The 17,161-nt window shown below is 70.4% G+C and carries 9 protein-coding genes; 7 read left to right on the forward strand and 2 right to left on the reverse strand.

Going from position 1 to position 17,161, the window contains the following annotated elements:
* Positions 1–203: 203 nt before the first annotated feature.
* The 3 genes from ACS5PV_RS20880 (at position 204) to ACS5PV_RS20890 (ending at position 3,558) form a co-directional block, all read left to right on the forward strand.
* Positions 204–1,556, forward strand: coding sequence for a dicarboxylate/amino acid:cation symporter (locus ACS5PV_RS20880; RefSeq protein WP_455397256.1), 1,353 nt, complete (start codon positions 204–206; stop codon positions 1,554–1,556).
* A 122-nt stretch (positions 1,557–1,678) separates the two neighbouring features.
* Positions 1,679–2,497 (forward strand): alpha/beta hydrolase, encoded by an 819-nt coding sequence (locus ACS5PV_RS20885; protein WP_455397257.1) that lies wholly within the window; start codon positions 1,679–1,681, stop codon positions 2,495–2,497.
* Between the two features lie 95 nt (positions 2,498–2,592).
* Positions 2,593–3,558 carry a cation diffusion facilitator family transporter gene (locus ACS5PV_RS20890; protein ID WP_455397258.1) on the forward strand — a complete coding sequence of 322 codons (966 nt, stop codon included), beginning with the start codon at positions 2,593–2,595 and terminating at the stop codon, positions 3,556–3,558.
* Between the two features lie 7 nt (positions 3,559–3,565).
* Here ACS5PV_RS20890 and ACS5PV_RS20895 read toward each other — a convergent pair whose 3' ends face one another.
* The gene (locus ACS5PV_RS20895) at positions 3,566–5,596 is read right to left on the reverse strand and encodes an elongation factor G (RefSeq protein ID WP_455397259.1); all 2,031 of its coding nucleotides are present in this window, start codon (positions 5,594–5,596) and stop codon (positions 3,566–3,568) included.
* Between the two features lie 145 nt (positions 5,597–5,741).
* Between ACS5PV_RS20895 and ACS5PV_RS20900 the strand changes: the two genes are divergently transcribed.
* From ACS5PV_RS20900 to ACS5PV_RS20910, 3 genes are all read left to right on the forward strand, one after another.
* Complete coding sequence (locus tag ACS5PV_RS20900) at positions 5,742–6,614, forward strand: FAS1-like dehydratase domain-containing protein (protein ID WP_455397260.1); 873 nt, start codon at positions 5,742–5,744, stop codon at positions 6,612–6,614.
* A gap of 78 nt (positions 6,615–6,692) precedes the next feature.
* Positions 6,693–7,721 carry a TRAP transporter substrate-binding protein gene (locus ACS5PV_RS20905; protein WP_455397261.1) on the forward strand — a complete coding sequence of 343 codons (1,029 nt, stop codon included), beginning with the start codon at positions 6,693–6,695 and terminating at the stop codon, positions 7,719–7,721.
* A 956-nt stretch (positions 7,722–8,677) separates the two neighbouring features.
* Positions 8,678–16,096 (forward strand): ExeM/NucH family extracellular endonuclease, encoded by a 7,419-nt coding sequence (locus ACS5PV_RS20910; protein ID WP_455397285.1) that lies wholly within the window; start codon positions 8,678–8,680, stop codon positions 16,094–16,096.
* Between the two features lie 120 nt (positions 16,097–16,216).
* On the opposite strand, the gene ACS5PV_RS20915 is transcribed toward ACS5PV_RS20910, so the two are convergent.
* The gene (locus tag ACS5PV_RS20915) at positions 16,217–16,789 is read right to left on the reverse strand and encodes a type 1 glutamine amidotransferase domain-containing protein (RefSeq protein ID WP_455397262.1); all 573 of its coding nucleotides are present in this window, start codon (positions 16,787–16,789) and stop codon (positions 16,217–16,219) included.
* Positions 16,790–16,927: 138 nt separating this feature from the next.
* Here ACS5PV_RS20915 and ACS5PV_RS20920 point away from each other — a divergent pair, with 138 nt between their 5' ends.
* Positions 16,928–17,149 carry a hypothetical protein gene (locus ACS5PV_RS20920; protein WP_455397263.1) on the forward strand — a complete coding sequence of 74 codons (222 nt, stop codon included), beginning with the start codon at positions 16,928–16,930 and terminating at the stop codon, positions 17,147–17,149.
* The last annotated feature ends 12 nt before the right edge of the window (positions 17,150–17,161 follow it).

Consider the following 17,161-nt stretch of genomic DNA (forward strand, 5'->3'; position numbering starts at 1 on the left):
AACAAAAAATTTCGATTCTTCGCCGGCTGGCACGCCGGTTGCCATTGTGTCTCTGTCCGCGGGCCGGCCGAGGCGGCAGGCCCCGCGAAACCATCAATCGTCGCCCAGAGGCAGATCCTGCCTCGAGGCCAAGAGCAAGAGCGCCACAGCGGCTCGTCGCCGCCAACGCCGTCCCGTCACGAGCCATGCAGGGAGAACGTCCAATGGCTGTCACTGTCCCGTCGCCGCTGACCGCGCCGCACGCGCCGCCGAAGCCCAAGCCCATCTACAAGACCCTCTACTTTCAGGTCCTGGTCGCGGTCGCGATCGGCATCGCGCTCGGGCACTTCTACCCGCAGCTCGGCGCCGACATGAAGCCGCTCGGCGACGCCTTCATCAAGCTCGTCAAGATGATCATCGCCCCGGTGATCTTCCTCACCGTGGTCTCCGGTATCGCCGGCATGACCAACCTCGAGAAGGTCGGCCGGGTCGGCGGCAAGGCGCTGATCTACTTCCTCACCTTCTCGACGCTGGCGCTGATCGTCGGCCTCGTGATCGCGAACCTCGTGCAGCCGGGCGCCGGCATGCACATCGATCCGAAGTCGCTCGATCCCAAGCAGATCGCGATGTACGCCGACAAGGCGAAGACGCAGACGATCACCGACTTCCTGATGAACATCATCCCGTCGACGGCGGTGGGTGCGTTCTCGGGCGGCGAGATCCTGCAGGTCCTGTTCTTCTCGGTGCTGTTCGGCTTCGGCCTCGCCTTCCTGGGCGAGCGCGGCAAGCCGGTGCTCGACTTCATCAAGATCCTGTCCGAGGCGATCTTCGGCGTCGTCCACATCATCATGAAGGTCGCCCCGATCGGCGCCTTCGGCGCGATGGCCTTCACCATCGGCAAGTACGGCATCGCCTCGCTCGCCAACCTCGCCTACCTCGTCGGCGCGTTCTACCTGACCTCGGCGATCTTCGTCTTCCTCGTGCTCGGTGCGGTCGCCCGCTACAACGGCTTCTCGATCATCAAGCTGATCCGCTACATCAAGGAGGAGCTGCTCCTCGTCCTCGGCACCTCGTCCTCCGAGTCGGCCCTGCCCTCGCTGCTCGAGAAGATGGAGCGCGCCGGCTGCTCGAAGCCCGTCGTCGGCCTCGTCGTCCCGACCGGCTACTCGTTCAACCTCGACGGCACCAACATCTACATGACCATGGCGGCCCTGTTCATCGCTCAGGCGACGGACACGCCCCTCTCCTACGGCGAGCAGGCCCTGCTGCTCCTCGTCGCGATGCTGTCCTCGAAGGGCGCGGCGGGCGTCACCGGCTCGGGCTTCATCACCCTGGCGGCGACCCTCGCGGTGGTCCCCTCCGTGCCGGTCGTCGGCATGGCGCTGATCCTCGGCATCGACCGCTTCATGTCGGAGTGCCGCGCGCTCACCAACTTCATCGGCAACGCGGTGGCCTGCATCGTGGTCGCCCGCTGGGAGAACGAGGTCGACATGGACCGCCTGAAGGCCGCCCTCGACGGCAACCCGCTGCCGCTCGAGGACATCGGGCCCGTCCCGGCCCTCCAGGCCGCCGAGTAATCCAGCGACCCCCGGGGCCCCGCGGCCCCGGCCAGCGACAAGGGGCGGCCCTGCGCACGGCGCGGGGCCGCCCTTCCTCGTTTTCGGGCTATCCTCCGGCCTCGTTTCCGGGAGGATCCACGATGGCGGGCGGCGACTGGCGCGGCATGGACCGCGCGACCCTGAGCAGGGCCTACGACAATTCCGGCGCGGTCGCCGGCAGCAGCGCCTACATGGCGTCCTTGCGCGAGCGCAGCGCGGCCTTTCGCGAGGCGCATCCGGGCGAGATCGACATTCCTTACGGGGAGGGCGCGCGGCAGCGCCTCGACCTCTTCCGCTGCGGCCGGCCGCAGGCGCCGCTCCTGGCCTTCATCCACGGCGGCTACTGGCAGCGCAACGACAAGTCCGGCTTCTCGGCGCTCGCCGAAGGGCCGCTCGCCCGCGGCCTCGACGTGGCGATGATCGGCTACACCCTCTGCCCCGAGGCGACGATGACGGCGCTCTGCACCGAGATTCCGGCGGCGCTCAAGCGCCTGCGGGCACACGCGGCCCCGCCGCGCCTCGTGGTCTCGGGCTGGTCGGCCGGCGGCCATCTCGCGGCGCTCGCCATGGCCTGCCCGGAGGTCGATGCGGGCCTCGCCCTCTCCGGGGTCTTCGACCTCGCGCCGATCCGGCGCACGGCGCTGGACGACGCGCTCCACCTAACCGAGGACGAGGTCGCGGGCCTCTCGCCGATCCGGCACCTGCCGACTCGGTCAGGCCCCCTTACGGTGGCCTACGGCGCGAACGAGCTGCCGGAACTGTGCCGGCAATCGCAGGTCTACCAGGCGGCCTGGGCCGGGACCGGGCTTCCCGGCGACCTCCTGCCGCTGCCGGGCGACGACCACTTCACGGTCCTCGACCAGATGATCCGGCCGGACGGGGCGCTGACCGAGGCGGTGGTGCGGCTCGCCGCGGGGTAGCGCGGGGCTCGCCCCGGCGCGGGTCACGCCCTAAAGCTACCCGCGCCGGAGTGAGGGTGCGGGCGCAAGGCCCGCGCGAGCGACAGAGAGCGGGCATGGGCCAGCATCACGACCATGGCGACCACGATCACCACGATCATGGCCACGGCCACCACCATCACCACGGCCCGGGCCACGTCCACGCCCCGGCGAATTTCGGCCGCGCCTTCGCGATCGGGATCGCGCTCAACATCGGCTTCGTGCTGATCGAGGGCTTCTACGGCTTCCTCACCGACTCGGTGGCGCTGCTCGCCGATGCCGGCCACAACCTCTCCGACGTGCTCGGCCTCGTCGTCGCCTGGGCGGCGGCGACGCTCGGCCAGCGCCGGCCGACGGCGCGGTTCACCTATGGCTTGCGCTCGTCCTCGATCCTGGCGGCTTTGTTCAACGCGGTGTTCCTGCTGGTCGCGGTCGGGGCCATTGCCTGGGAGGCGGTGCAGCGTTTCAGCGCCCCTGCCCCCGTCCCGGGGCTCACCGTGACGGTGGTCGCGCTGATCGGCATCGCGGTGAACGGGATCACCGCCTGGCTGTTCGCCTCGGGCGCCAAGGGCGACATCAACGTGCGCGGCGCCTACCTGCACATGCTGGCCGACGCCGCGGTCTCGGCCGGCGTCGTGGTGGCGGGGCTCGTCATCATGGGCACCGGCTGGACCTGGATCGATCCCCTGACCAGCCTCGTCATCGTGGCGGTGATCGTCGCCGGCACCTGGGGCCTCCTGCGCGACAGCGTCGTGCTGTCGCTCGACGCCGTGCCGCCCGGCATCGACCCGGCGGCGGTGCGGGCCTGCCTCGCCGAGCGGCCGGGCGTGGCGGAGGTCCACGACCTCCACGTCTGGCCGATGAGCACCACCGAGACGGCGCTCACCGCCCACGTGGTGATGCCGGAAGGCCATCCCGGCAACGCCTTCCTGCACGATTGCGCCGCGGCCCTGAAGAGCCGCTTCGGCATCGCCCACGTGACGCTCCAGGTCGAGCTGGCGGGGGGACCAGCCTGCGCGCTGGCGCCGGAGCACGTCGTGTAGGCGGCACTCACCCCGCCTTGCGCACCGGCTGGCGCGCCAGCACCGCGTCCGCGGCGCGCCCCGTCAGCTCGGCCCGGTGGTCGAAGCGGGTGGTGAAGGTGCCGACCCCGGCGGTGGCCGAGCGCAATTCCACGATCAGGTCGGTCATCTCGGATTCGGGAATCAGCGCCTCGACCACGTCCCAGCCCGACCAGCCAGGCCGGGCGTCGAAGCCGAGGATCTGGCCGCGGCGGGCGGTGACGAGGCCGGTGGCCTTCGCGGTGGCGCCGCTCGGCACCGCCATCGAGACCGCCAGGATCGGCTCCAGCAGCACCGGCCCGGCCTTGGCGAGCGCCTCCTCCAGCGCCAGCCGCGTCGCGGCCTGGAAGGCGGCGTCCGAGGAGTCGACCGCGTGGGCTGCGCCGTCCTTCAGCGTCACCGCGAGGTCGACGACGGGAAAGCCGAGCGGTCCCCTGGCGGTGAAGGCGCGGGCGCCGGCCTCGACCGAGGCGATGTACTGGCGCGGCACCGCGCCGCCCACCACCTCGTCCTCGAACAGGAAGCCGTCGCCCCGCGGCAGCGGCCGCACCGCCAGCGCCACGTCGGCGAACTGGCCGTGGCCGCCGGTCTGCTTCTTGTGCCGCGCCCGCGCCTCGGCCGGCCCGCGGATCGTCTCGCGATAGGCGATCCGCGCCCGCTCGGTCTCGACCCCGATGCCGAAGCGCGAGGCCAGCCGCTCGACCGCGACCCGCAGGTGCATCTCGCCCTGGCCGGAGAGGCGCAGGTCGCCGAGCTCGGCGCGATGCTCGACGATCAGCGCCGGATCCTCGTCGGCGAGCTTCGCCAGCGCCGCCGAGAGGCGCACGTCGTCCTTACGGTCGCGCACCCGCAAAGCCACGGCGTGGACCGGCTCGGGCGCCGGCAGGTCTACCAGGGCATCCGGCGCCTCGGAGCCGGCCGCCAGGGTCTCGGCGGTGGCGATGCCGTCGAGCTTGGCGAGACCGACGACCTCGCCGGCCTGCACCTCCGGCACGCGGGTGCCCGCCGCACCCGCGAGCTGGGTCAGGGCCGCGACCCGGGCGCCGCCGCCGCCGGACCCCGTCACCGCCTCGCCCTCGCGCAAGGCGCCGCGCAGCACCCGACCGACCGAGAGCTTGCCGCCAAAGCCCGTATGCAGCGTCTTCATCACCTGGGCGAGCGGCGCCCCCTCCCCCGCGATCCCGAGGCGCGCGCGGGTCTCGGGCAGGCCCGGTGCCTCGTGCCGCAGCGCCTTCAGGAGGCGGGTGACGCCGTGGCCGTGCTCGGCCGAGCCGAACAGCACCGAGACGGCCTGGCCCTCGCGCAGCTCGCGGGCGAGGTCGGAAAAAACCCGGTCGGCCTGCGGCTCGACCTCGGCGATCAGGTCCTCCATCAGGGCGTCGTCGTGGTCGGCGAGGCGCTCCAGCATCGTGTAGCGCTCGGCCTTCTCCCGCGGCAGCTCGCCGTCGGGGAGCGCCACCATCTCGCTCGGGGCCTGCTCGCGCCAGATGAAGGCGCGCTCGAGCGCGAGATCGATGAAGCCGACGGCCGCCTCGCCCTCGATCAACGGGATCTGGCGCAGCAGCAGCGGCACCCGCGAAGCCGGTTGCAGCAGCGCGAGCGCGTCGCGCAGCGAGCCGGGCGCGGTCTCGGCCTTGTTGATGAACAGGAGGCGCGGGATCCCGGCGGCCTCGAGCTCGCGCAGGGTGAGTTCCAGGGCCGGCCGCTTGCGCTCGTCGGCCTCGCAGACCACGATCGCGGCGTCGCATGCCGGCAGCACCGCCCGCAGGTCGTGCGCGAACTCGATCGAGCCGGGACAATCGACGAAGGTGAAGGCCTCGCCGAGGAAGCGCGTGGTGGCGAAGGCCGGCTCGACGCTCATGCCGTGGGCGCGCGCCTCGGGCGAGGTGTCGCCGACCCGGGATCCGGCGCGCCCGGGGCGGTCGATCGCGCCGGTGCGATGGAGGATGGCCTCGAGCAGGGCGGTCTTGCCGCTCTGGAACGGACCGACGATCGCGATGCACCTGTGCTGCGCAGCCACGTGACGTCTCCACCCTGTCTTTGTTGACAGGGAGTTAAGCACCGGGACGAGGCGGGGTCCAGGCGGCAGGTGTGCAGGCGCGAAGACGGGCCGATATAGGATCACCAGACGCCCGCCCGCGCGGGCCAGACAGGGGAAGCGCCCGATGCCCGAGATCGACATCGACCACCTGCGCGGCTGGATCGGCCGCACCCGGGAGGTCGAGGACTTCGTGACGCCCCGCCTCGTCGCCGAGTACCGGGCGACGCTCGGCCCCCACCTCGCCCCGGTGGCCGAGGGCGAGGCGCCGCTCGCCCTCCACTGGTGCCTTGCTCCCGAGACGCCGGCGGCCGACGCGCTCGGGTCCGACGGCCACGCGGCGAAGGGCGGGTTCCTGCCCCCGGTGCCGCTGCCGCGGCGGATGTGGGCAGGCGGCGAGGTCGAGACGCTCGCCCCCTTGCGCGTCGGCGACCGGGTGGTGCGGCGCGAGACCGTGGCCGACGTGGCGGTGAAGACGGGCCGCACCGGCACGCTCTGCTTCGTCACCGTGCGGCACGAATACCTGACCGAGCGCGGCCCGGCGATCCGCGACCGGCAGGACATCGTCTACCGCGAGGCGAGCCGGCCGGGCGACGCCGCACCGCCACCGAGATCCGTGCCCGCCGAGGACAACGCGGCGTGGTCGGTCGAGGCGAACCCGGTGCTGCTGTTTCGCTACTCGGCGATGACCTTCAACGGCCACCGCTTCCACTACGACCATCCCTACGCCACGCAGGTCGAGGGCTATGCCGGCCTCGTCGTGCACGGGCCGATGCAGGCGAGCCTGCTCCTCAACCTCGCAGCCAGCCGCCTCGGGCGGGTGCCGGCGCGCTTCCGCTATCGCGGCGTCGCGCCGATGATCGCCGGATCGCGCTTCGCGGTGGCGGGGCGCCAGGAGGGCGAGGACTTCCGCGCCTGGACGGCGATCGACGGGGCGGTCCACATGGAAGCCGAGGCAATCTTGGAAGCCGAGGCGATCGTAGGGGCCACGGCGGGTTAGGCGATCGGCGCATTGCGGGGCCGGGGTCGAACTGTCAGGTTCCTCGCCGAACAAACAACGAGCACGAGGAAACGCCCCATGCCGACGCCGCCCCGCCCCGTCCGGGCGCTCACCCGCCGCGCCCTCGCGGCCGGCACCACCCTCCTCCTCCTGTCGGGCGCGGCGCTGGCGCAGGCGCCGATCGTCATCAAGTTCAGCCACGTCGTCGCGCCCGACACGCCCAAGGGCCGCGGCGCCGACAAGTTCAAGGAGCTGGCGGAAAAGTATACGAACGGCAAGGTGAAGGTGGAAGTCTACCCGAACTCGCAGCTGTTCAAGGACAAGGAGGAGGTCGAGGCGCTCCAGCTCGGCGCGGTGCAGATGCTGGCGCCGTCGCTGGCGAAGTTCGGGCCGCTCGGTGCCAAGGAGTTCGAGGTCTTCGACCTGCCCTACATCCTGCCCGACAAGGCGGCCCTGCGCCGGGTCACCGACGGGGCGCTCGGCAAGCGCCTGTTCGACAAGCTGCAATCGAAGGGCATCACCGGCCTCGCCTACTGGGACAACGGCTTCAAGGTGATGAGCGCCAACAAGCCGCTGCGGATGCCGGCCGATTTCCGCGGCCAGAAGATGCGGATCCAGTCCTCGAAGGTGCTGGAGGCGCAGTTCCGCGCGCTCGGCGCAATCCCGCAGGTGATGGCGTTCTCGGAGGTCTACCAGGGCATGCAGACCGGCGTGGTCGACGGCTCGGAGAACACGCCCTCGAACATGTTCACCCAGAAGCACCACGAGGTGCAGAAGTACATCACGCTGTCCGACCACGGCTATATCGGCTACGCGGTGATCACCAACAAGAAGTTCTGGGACGGCCTGCCGGCGGAGGTCCGCACCGAACTCGACAAGGCGATGAAGGAGGCGACGACCTACGCCAACGAGGTCGCCGACAAGGACAATTCCGACGCGCTGGAGGAGATGAAGAAGTCCGGCAAGACCACCTTCATCACCCTCACCGCCGACGAGAAGGCGGCCTGGAAGGCGGCGCTGGAGCCGGTCACCGCCGACATGGCCAAGCGCGTCGGCAAGGACGTGATCGAGGAGTTCCAGAAGGAGGCGAAGGGCGGGACGCAGTAGGCGTTCCGGTCCCGGCCGGGTTCGACCGGCGGCGGGTGTCACCGACGCCCTGGAAAGGGGCAGTTATGGGGTGCCTCCACGTCGCCCCCTTCGCGGGCGGCAGGGCTGACCGGGGAAAGGGAAATAGCGCGGGTTTCCCCTCCCTCCTCTGCGGCGGAGCCGGGCGGGAGAGGGGCAGCGCGGCGCTGTTCCAGCGAGCGCCTCTCACAACGGTTCGGTCTTTTTCGGAAGCGTCGCCCCCTCTCCCGCCCGGCTCTGCCGGGCACCCTCCCCCGATCCAAGTCGGGCATGCCCGACTTGGGCAAGTGGATGCGGAACTCGGGCAAGCCCGAGTTCCGTCGGGGGGAGGGGGTAACCCGCGCTGTTTCCTTTCCCCAGGCAGCCCTGCCGCCCGCGGAGAGAGTGGAAACACGCGTCTATCCGGCTATGGCTGAATGCCGGAACCCGCGAGAGATGATCTGGCATCAGTCTCGTCGACAAAGTCTTCGTTGAAAGCTTTGTGTCACCTCGGGCGCAAGCGGCTCAGGCCGGTTCGGTGCGGCGGGCTTGGACCCGGCCGCTTGATCTAACAATTCGCCTTCTCCCCGCGCGCTCGCGCCCGAAAGTTTCTTTGGGAAACAATCGACCCGGCGCCCTTCCCCCGCCCGGGAAACACATCCATTCCTCCGCCAGACGGCGCCTCTGCCCACCTCCTCGGCAAGCTTCACAGGACTGTCGCACAACACCCATACAGAGCGAACACAGTCCGAAACATGCTGTAACAAGGCAGACTCGCCCCTCCCGGTCCGACACGTCGAACGATCGCCGGCGAGCCCAGGGCCGCTGCGCGCCTCCCCGAACCATCAAGACCTAACAGCTTCGCGCTGAAGCGTGGCGCTCGCCTTCGCGCCGCCGCCGTTCCCGCGCGCCCGGAGACACTGGACCCCATGGCCACGACGTTCGCCAACGGCACCGCGATCTACGACGCCGCGCCCTCGCTCCAGGGCCGGTCGGGCACGACCGCCACGACCCCGCCGAGCGCCACCAACGCGCTCCAGCTCGTGCGGCTCGGCGCCTACGCGACCACCAACGACGCGGCAACGCAGGTGGCCCCGAACGCCGAGGTGGTGGCCTACGATTCCTCGACCAGCCGGCTCTACGTCCAGAACACCAACGAGAACCGGATCGAGATCGTCTCGCTCGACGCCGCCGGGTCGCTCACCAAGTCCGGCGAGATCCTGCTGTCGGGCCTCGAGCAGTACGGCTCGGTGAACTCGGTCGCGGTCTTCAACGGCCTCGTGGCGGTGGCCTACGCCAACGCGGCCGGCGACGCGCCCGGCCGCGTCGCCCTGTTTTCCGCCGACGGCACGCTGCTGCGCTCGCTGACCGTCGGGGTCGGGCCCGACCAGCTCACGTTCAACCGTGACGGCACCCGCCTCCTCGTCGCCAACGAGGGCGAGCAGGCGAGCGCCGCCAGCAACCCGGTCGGCGGCGTCTCGATCATCGACGTGTCGCGCGGGGCGGCCGGCGCCTCGGTCCTCACCACCGTTGGGTTCGAGGGGCTGAACGGCGCCGAGGCCAGCTTGCGCGCCCGCGGCCTCGCGATCACGCCCGGCGTCTTGGCCACGGCCGATATCGAGCCCGAATACATCGCGATCTCGCCCGACAACCGCTTCGCCTACGTCACCTTGCAGGAGGTGAACGGCGTCGCGGTGATCGATCTCGCCAATCCCGGCACGGCGCCGATCGCAATCCAGCCGCTCGGCGCGGTCAACCACTCGCTGCCCGGCAACGAGTTCGACGCCTCCGACCGCGACGGCCCGAACGGCACCGCCTCGATCCGGATCGCCTCGACCCCGGCCAACGCCCCGATCTACGGCCTGCTCCAGCCCGACAGCATCGCGTCGTTCACCACCGGCGGGGCGACCTACTTCGTCACGGCGAACGAGGGCGACCAGCGGGTCATCGGCGGCGCCGACGACGCCGGCGACGTAGCGCGCCTGAGCGCGGTGCCGAACAGCCGCCTGACGCCGGAATTGCAGGCGCTCAAGGCCGATCCGGCCTATGCCCGGCTCAACGTGCTCCTGCGCAGCGGCGACACCAACAACGACGGGGTGATCGACCAGCTCAACACGCTCGGCGGCCGCGGCATCTCGATCTTCCGCCAGAACGCCGACGGCACGCTCACCAAGGTGCGCGAGACCGGCGGCGAGTTCGAGAAAATCTTCGCCCAGATCGCGCCCGAGCGCTTCAACAACGACCAGACCGTCGCCAACACGCCCGACGACCGCTCCGACAACAAGGGGCCGGAGCCGGAAGGGATCACGGTCGGCACGGTCAACGGCCGCACCTACGCGTTCGTCGGCCTGGAGCGCCAGAGCGGCATCCTGGTCTACGACGTGACCGATCCGGCGAACGCCAACTACGTCTCCTACGTGCCGCCGCTCGCCGGCTCGGCCGCGGATCTCGGCCCGGAGGTGCTGACCTTCATCCCGGCCGACCGCAACCCGACCGGCACCAACCTGGTGGTCTCGGCCAACGAGGTGGCCAACGGCGGCGCGACCCTCTACGCGGCGCTACCCCAGGGCACGAGGCAGGAGATCTCCTTCGGAGCCGATTCGCTCAGCGTGAGCCGGGCCGAGGGCAACAGCGGCACCACGACCTTCAGCTTCACGGTGCAGCGCACGAACGGCACGCTCGGCGCCGTCGCCTTCACCGCCGAGCTGACCGGGTCCGGCGCGAACCCGGCGATCGGCGCCGACTTCGCCGGCACTCCGAGCCTGCCGCTCACCATCGCCGGCACGATCCCGGCAGGTGCTGCCTCGGCGGTCGTCAGCGTCGCCGTCCAGGGCGACGCGACGCCGGAGCCGAACGAGACCTTCTCGCTGGCGCTGCGCAGCGCCACCTCCAACCAGGCCGGCATCACCGCCGCGGTGGCTGGCAGCAACGCCACCGCCACCGGCACCATCCTCAACGACGACGTCACCCTGATCTCGGCGGTGCAGGGCGCCGGCAGCGCCAGCCCGCTCGTCGGCCGGACCGTCACGGTCGAGGCGCTCGTCGTCGGCGACTTCCAGAACGGCGACGCCGACGGAAAGCGCAGCATCGGCGGCTTCTATCTCCAGGAGGAGAAGGCCGACCAGGACGCCAACCCGCTGACCTCGGAGGGGCTGTTCGTCTACGAGGGCACCGGCAACCGCCTCGTCGACGTCAACGAGGGCGACCGGGTCCGGGTCACCGGCACGGTCACCGAGTTCAACGGCGAGACGCAGCTCACGGTGAACGCCGCCTCCGGCATCCAGGTGGTGCAGGCCGGGGCGCTCTCGGCGGCCGAGGTGAAGGCGCAGGCGGTCGACGTGACCCTGCCGGCGGCGGGCGTCGTCGGCACCGGCACGACCGCGCAGCCCGATCTCGAGCGCTACGAGGGGATGCTGGTCCGCTTCCCCCAGACCCTGTCGATCTCCGAGCAGTTCAACCTCGACCGCTTCAACGAGATCCGCCTCGCCGCGGGGGGGCGGCCGGAGACCTTCACCAACGAGTTCGAGCCGAACGCGGCCAACTACGCCGCCTACCTCGCCCAGACCGCCGCGCGCTCGATCACCTACGACGACGGCTCGAACACCCAGAACCTGCCGAGCGAGAACCTCGACGGGCTCAGTCCGACCTACTCGACCGCCACCGCACCGCGGATGGGCGACACGGTGACCGGGCTGACCGGCACGCTCGGCTACGGCCCGACCGACGCCTTCCGGGTGCGCGCCATCAACGACGGCGACAACAGCTTCGCGAAGGCCAATCCGCGGCCCGCGACGCCGGACGCGGTCGGCGGCACGCTCAAGGTCGGCAGCCTCAACGTCCTGAACTACTTCACGACGCTCGCCGCCTCGTCGAGTTCGCTCACCGCGATCGGCCAGCAGCCCCGCGGCGCCAACACGGGCGAGGAGCTGACGCGCCAGACCGAGAAGCTCGTCACGACGCTGATCGGCACCGGGGCCGACGTGCTCGGCCTCACGGAACTCGAGAACCAGTTCCAGCCCGGCAACCCGGGCAACGCGCTCGAATACCTCGTCGGCCAGCTCAACGCCCGGGCCGGGGCCGGCACCTACGCCTACGTCAATCCGGGCAATCAGCTCGACAACGGCCAGTTCCTCGGCGGCGACGCCATCGCGGTCGGCTTCATCTACAAGCCGTCCAAGGTCAGCGTCGCGCTCAACACCACGATCGAGAAGCTCGACGACGCCGACGTCGCCCGCTTCGATCCCGCGCTCCTCCAGCAGAGCACGATCGGCCACCTCTTCAACGGCGTGAACACCAGCCGCGCCTCCCTGGCGGTGACGTTCCACGAGACCGCGACCGGTGAGGACTTCACCGCGGTCATCAACCACCTGAAGTCGAAGAGCGGCAGCGGCACCGGGGCGGATGCCGACCAGGGCGACGGCCAGGGCGCCTGGCAGCAGCAGCGCGAGCTCGCCGCCCAGGCGCTCACGAAGTGGGTGGCGACGAAGCCGACCGGCACGAGCGATTCCGACGTGATCCTGCTCGGCGACTTCAACGCCTACATCAAGGAGGACGCCCTCGATAACCTCAAGGCCGGGGGCTTCACCAACCTCGCCGAGGACCGTCTCGCCAACCCGTACTCCTACGTCTTCGACGGGGCCTACGGCGCCCTCGACCACGCCTTCGCCAATGCCAGCCTGAACGGTCAGGTCACCGGCGTGACCGAGTGGCACGTCAACGCCGACGAGGCCGACGCGATCGACTACAACCTCGATTTCGGCCGGCCGGCCTCGTACTTCGACGGCACGGTGGCGGCGCGCGAATCCGACCACGACCCGGTGCTCGTCGGGCTGAAGCTCGATCAGACCGCCCCGACGCTGGTCTCGGCCGCGCCCGGCGACAACGCCACCGGCGTCGCGCCCGGCGCCAACATCACCTTGCGCTTCAGCGAGGCGGTGAAGGCCGGCACCGGGTCGGTCACCATCACCGAAGGGGCGGGCGACACCCGCACCATCGCGGTCGCCGACGCCGCCCAGGTCGCGATCGCGGGCGACACGGTGACGATCAACCCGAGCGCCGACCTCAAGGCGGGCACCGCCTACGACGTGATCGTGCCCCGCGGTGCGATCACCGACAGCGCAGGCAACGCCTTCGCGGGCCTGGCGCAGGACCAGCTCGACTTCACCACGCAGCAGGCCGCCCCGATGACCTACACGCTCCAGATCCTGCACGCCTCCGACTGGGAGGCCGGCCTCCTGGCGACCCAGCGGGCGCCGAACTTCGCGGCGATCGTCGACAAGCTCGAGGACGCGACCCCGAACTCGATCACCCTCTCTACCGGCGACGGCTGGATCCCGAGCCCGTTCTTCATCGCCGGCGCCGACCCGCAGCTGAACGCGACCTATAACGGCGTCTACAACCAGTTCTACGGGCTGTCGGGCGCCAACGCCTACAGCCGCCTCACCGCCTCGCCCGGCCGGGCCGACATCACGATCCAGAACGTCATCGGCGTCCAGGCCGCGGTGTTCGGCAACCACGAGTTCGACTCAGGGCCCACCGAGGTCGCCAACATCATCGGCGCCAACCTCGGCACAACGGCGGGCGCGGCCGACGACACCTGGGTCGGGTCGCAGTTCCCCTACCTGTCGACCAACCTCAACTTCTCGCGCGAATCGGCCCTGTCGGGCCTCGTCCACCAGGACGGCGACAACGCCACCTTCGCCCAGACCGGCCCGACCTCGACCCAGACCGGCACCGGCGCGGACAAGATCGCCAAGTCGACGATCATCACCGAGAACGGCGAGAAGATCGCCTTCATCGGCGCCACCACCCAGCTCGAGCCGCTGCTGACGACCCTCGGCAACGTGACCCTCGACGGCTTCACCGGCCGCGACGAGATCGCGCTGCTCGCCCAGCAGATCAACGCCGAGGTCGACCGGGTGCTCGCGGCCAACCCCGGCCTCAACAAGGTCATCGTCGGCACCCACCTGCAGCAGCTCGCCAACGAGCAGGCGCTGGCCCCGCTCCTGCGCAACGTCGACGTGCTGATCGGCGGCGGCTCGCACACGCTCCTGTCGGACTCGAACGACCGGCTGCTGGCGGGTGACACCTCCGGCGGCGCCTACCCGCAATTCTTCACCAACGCCTCGGGCCAGACCCTGGCGCTGGTCAACACGGCCTCCGAGTACTCCTATGTCGGCCGCCTGACCGTCACCTTCGACGACCAGGGCAACGTCATCCGCAACTCGATCACGCCGCAGAATTCAGGTGCGGTCGCGGTCGATGACGCCACGGTGGCGCAGCTCTGGGGCTCCACCGCCGCGGCCTTCGCCCCCGGCAGCAAGGGCTTCCTCGTCCGCGAGATGATCGAGGGCCTCGACGTCAACAACGACGGCATCCAGGAGACCGCCGGCGTCGCCGACGTCATCCGCCAGCAGGACGGCAACATCCTCGGCCGCACCAGCGTCTACCTCGAAGGGCGCCGGGGCGAGGTCCGCACCGAGGAGACCAACCTCGGCGACCTCTCGGCCGATGCCAACCTCTGGTACGCCAAGCAGTACGACCCGACGGTCGCGGTCTCGATCAAGAACGGCGGCGGCATCCGCGACTCGATCGGCTCGTTCTCGACCGCCGGCGGCGGCACCGCCGAACTGCCCCCGGCGGCGAACCCCTCCGCGGGCAAGCAGTCGGGCGACATCTCGCAGCTCGACGTCACCAACTCGCTGCGCTTCAACAACGCGCTCGCCATCACCACCGTCTCGGCACTGGAGATGAAGCGGCTCCTGGAGCACGCGGTCTCGGCGACCGCGTCGGGCGCGACCCCGGGCCAGTTCCCGCAGATCGGGGGCCTCAGCTTCTCGTTCGACGCGACCAAGACCGCCCAGACCCTCGACGCCAACGGCACCGTGACCCGCGAGGGCCAGCGCATCCTCAACGCGGCGATCATCGACGACAACGGCCGGATCCTCGACACCCTGGTCCAGAACGGCCAGGTCGTCGGCGACCCGAACCGCAACATCCGCACCGTCACCCTCGACTTCCTGGCGACCGGCACCGCGACGGCGCCGGGCCTGGGCGGCGACAACTACCCATTCCCGGCCTACGGCGAGAACAAGGTGGCGCTCGCCTCCACGACGCCCGGCGCCGCGCTGCCGAACTCCGCGACCTTCGCGGCGCAGGGCACCGAGCAGGACGCGATGGCCGAGTACCTGCGCGCCTTCTACGCCACCACACCCTACGGCACCGCCGACACCACGCCGGCCGGCGACACCCGGATCCAGAACCTCGCCGCGCGCAGCGACACGGTTCTCGCCCGCGGCGTCGTGCGCAACGGCACGAGCGGCAACGACACGCTGACCGGCACCGCCTTCGACGACATCATCACCGGTGGGGCGGGCAACGACACGATCACCAACTCCGCCGGCAACGACATCCTGCTCGGCGGCCGCAACGCCGACGGCACGACCGGCACCGACACCCTGGTGTTCAACTCCAGGCTGGCCGACACCACCGTGACCCGTGACGGTGCCTACACGCTGATCGTCGGGCCGGAGGGCCAGGACCGGGTCACCGGCTTCGAGCGCTACCAGTTCACCGACGCCACGGTGGTGACTGGCGACGGCGCGCCGCTCGTCGACGACCTGTTCTACCTCGCGAACTACAAGGACGTGCTCGCCGCCGGCCAGGACGCCGATGCCCACTACGCCACCTACGGCTGGAAGGAGGGCCGCGACCCCAACGCGCTCTTCTCCACCACCGGCTACCTCGCCGCCAATCCGGACGTCCGGGCAGCTAACATCGACCCGCTCCAGCATTACGACCAGTACGGCTGGAAGGAGGGCCGCGACCCGTCGGCGGTCTTCGACAACGAGCAGTACCTCGCCCGCAACCCGGACGTGAAGGCTGCCGGCATCGACCCCTTGCGCCACTACCTCGAGTACGGCCAGGGCGAGGGCCGGCAGACCTACACGGCAATCGGCCGGACCGCCGACCTCGCGACCAACCCGGGCTTCGACGCCGAGTACTACCTCCTGTCGAACCCAGACGTCGCCCGCGCGGCGATCACCACGGGCGGCAACTCTTACGCCTACCAGCACTACCAGACCTACGGCTGGAAGGAGGGGCGCAACCCGAACGCGGTGTTCGACACCAAGGGCTACCTCGACGCCTACCGCGACGTGAAGGCGGCCAACATCGACCCGCTGATGCACTACGACCAGTACGGCTGGAAGGAAGGCCGCGACCCGTCGAAGGGCTTCGACTCCACCGCGTATCTGGCGGCCTACGGTGACGTGGCGCAGGCCAAGATCGACCCGATGCAGCACTACCTGCAATACGGCGCGACGGAAGGGCGCTCGACCTTCGGCGACACCACCTTCGGCGCCGGCAATATCGGCTGACCGCCGCACCGCGAGATCGGGCGGCCCGGACCTTCCCGGGCCGCGACAGCACGAGGAAGGCCCGTGCGGCGCGCCGCACGGGCCTTTCTCATTTTCGCCCGAGGCTGGAGCGGCGGGGCGTCACGCCGCGGCGCGGTCGTGGCGGCCTTCCTGAATCTCCTCGATGATCTTGGCCGAGAAGGCGTCGAGATCGCCCGGGTTGCGGCTCGTCACGATGCCCTTGTCGGTCACCACCGGCAGGTCGTGCCACTCGGCGCCGGCATTGATCACGTCGGTCTTGATCGAGGAGAACGACGTCATCTTGCGGCCCTTGGCGGCCCCGACCTCGACCAGCAGCCAGGGGGCGTGGCAGATCGCGGCCACGACCTTGCCGCTGGACAGGAAGCTGCGCAGGATCTCCAGTGCCTTCGGCTCCAGGCGTAGCTTGTCCGGGTTGATCTGGCCGCCGGGCAGCACCAGGGCGTCGTAGGCGGACGCGTCGATGCTCTCGATGTCGGCATCGACCTTCACCGGACGGCCCCAATCGGTATCGTCCCAGCCGCGGATGCTGTCGGGCGTCCGGCGGGACTTCGGTGCGGCCACCGTCACCTGCGCGCCGGCCTCGCCGAGCTTGGCCTTCGGCACTTCGAGCTCGGACTGCTCGAAGCCGTCGGTCGCCATGATGAGGATCTTCGCCTGCTTGATGTCGGGCATCCGGTGGTACTCCAGAGGGGGTCGAATGCCCTGGCAACGACCCTGGGTCAGGCCGGTTCCGGCTGCCTGCCGCGACGGAACTGCACCGCGCCGGGCGGTTTAAACCCTCATATCCGCGACACACGAGGAGGAGCGACCATGGCCAATCCAGGCCTGCCCGGCCACGAGCCGAACCCCGGCGGCGGCATTCCCGGCGACATCCCGCCCCCGGTCGCACCGGACGAATTGCCCGATACCGGACCGACCGGCCCGCGCTCGCCCTACCCTGTCAACGATCCCGGCATCACCGACCCGACCGGGCCGGGCTCGGAGCCGGACTACCTGCCGGGCGGCCCGACCAACCCGGGCATCCGCATCTAGGATCGGAAAACG

The sequence above is a fragment of the Methylobacterium sp. Gmos1 genome, from assembly GCF_053764715.1.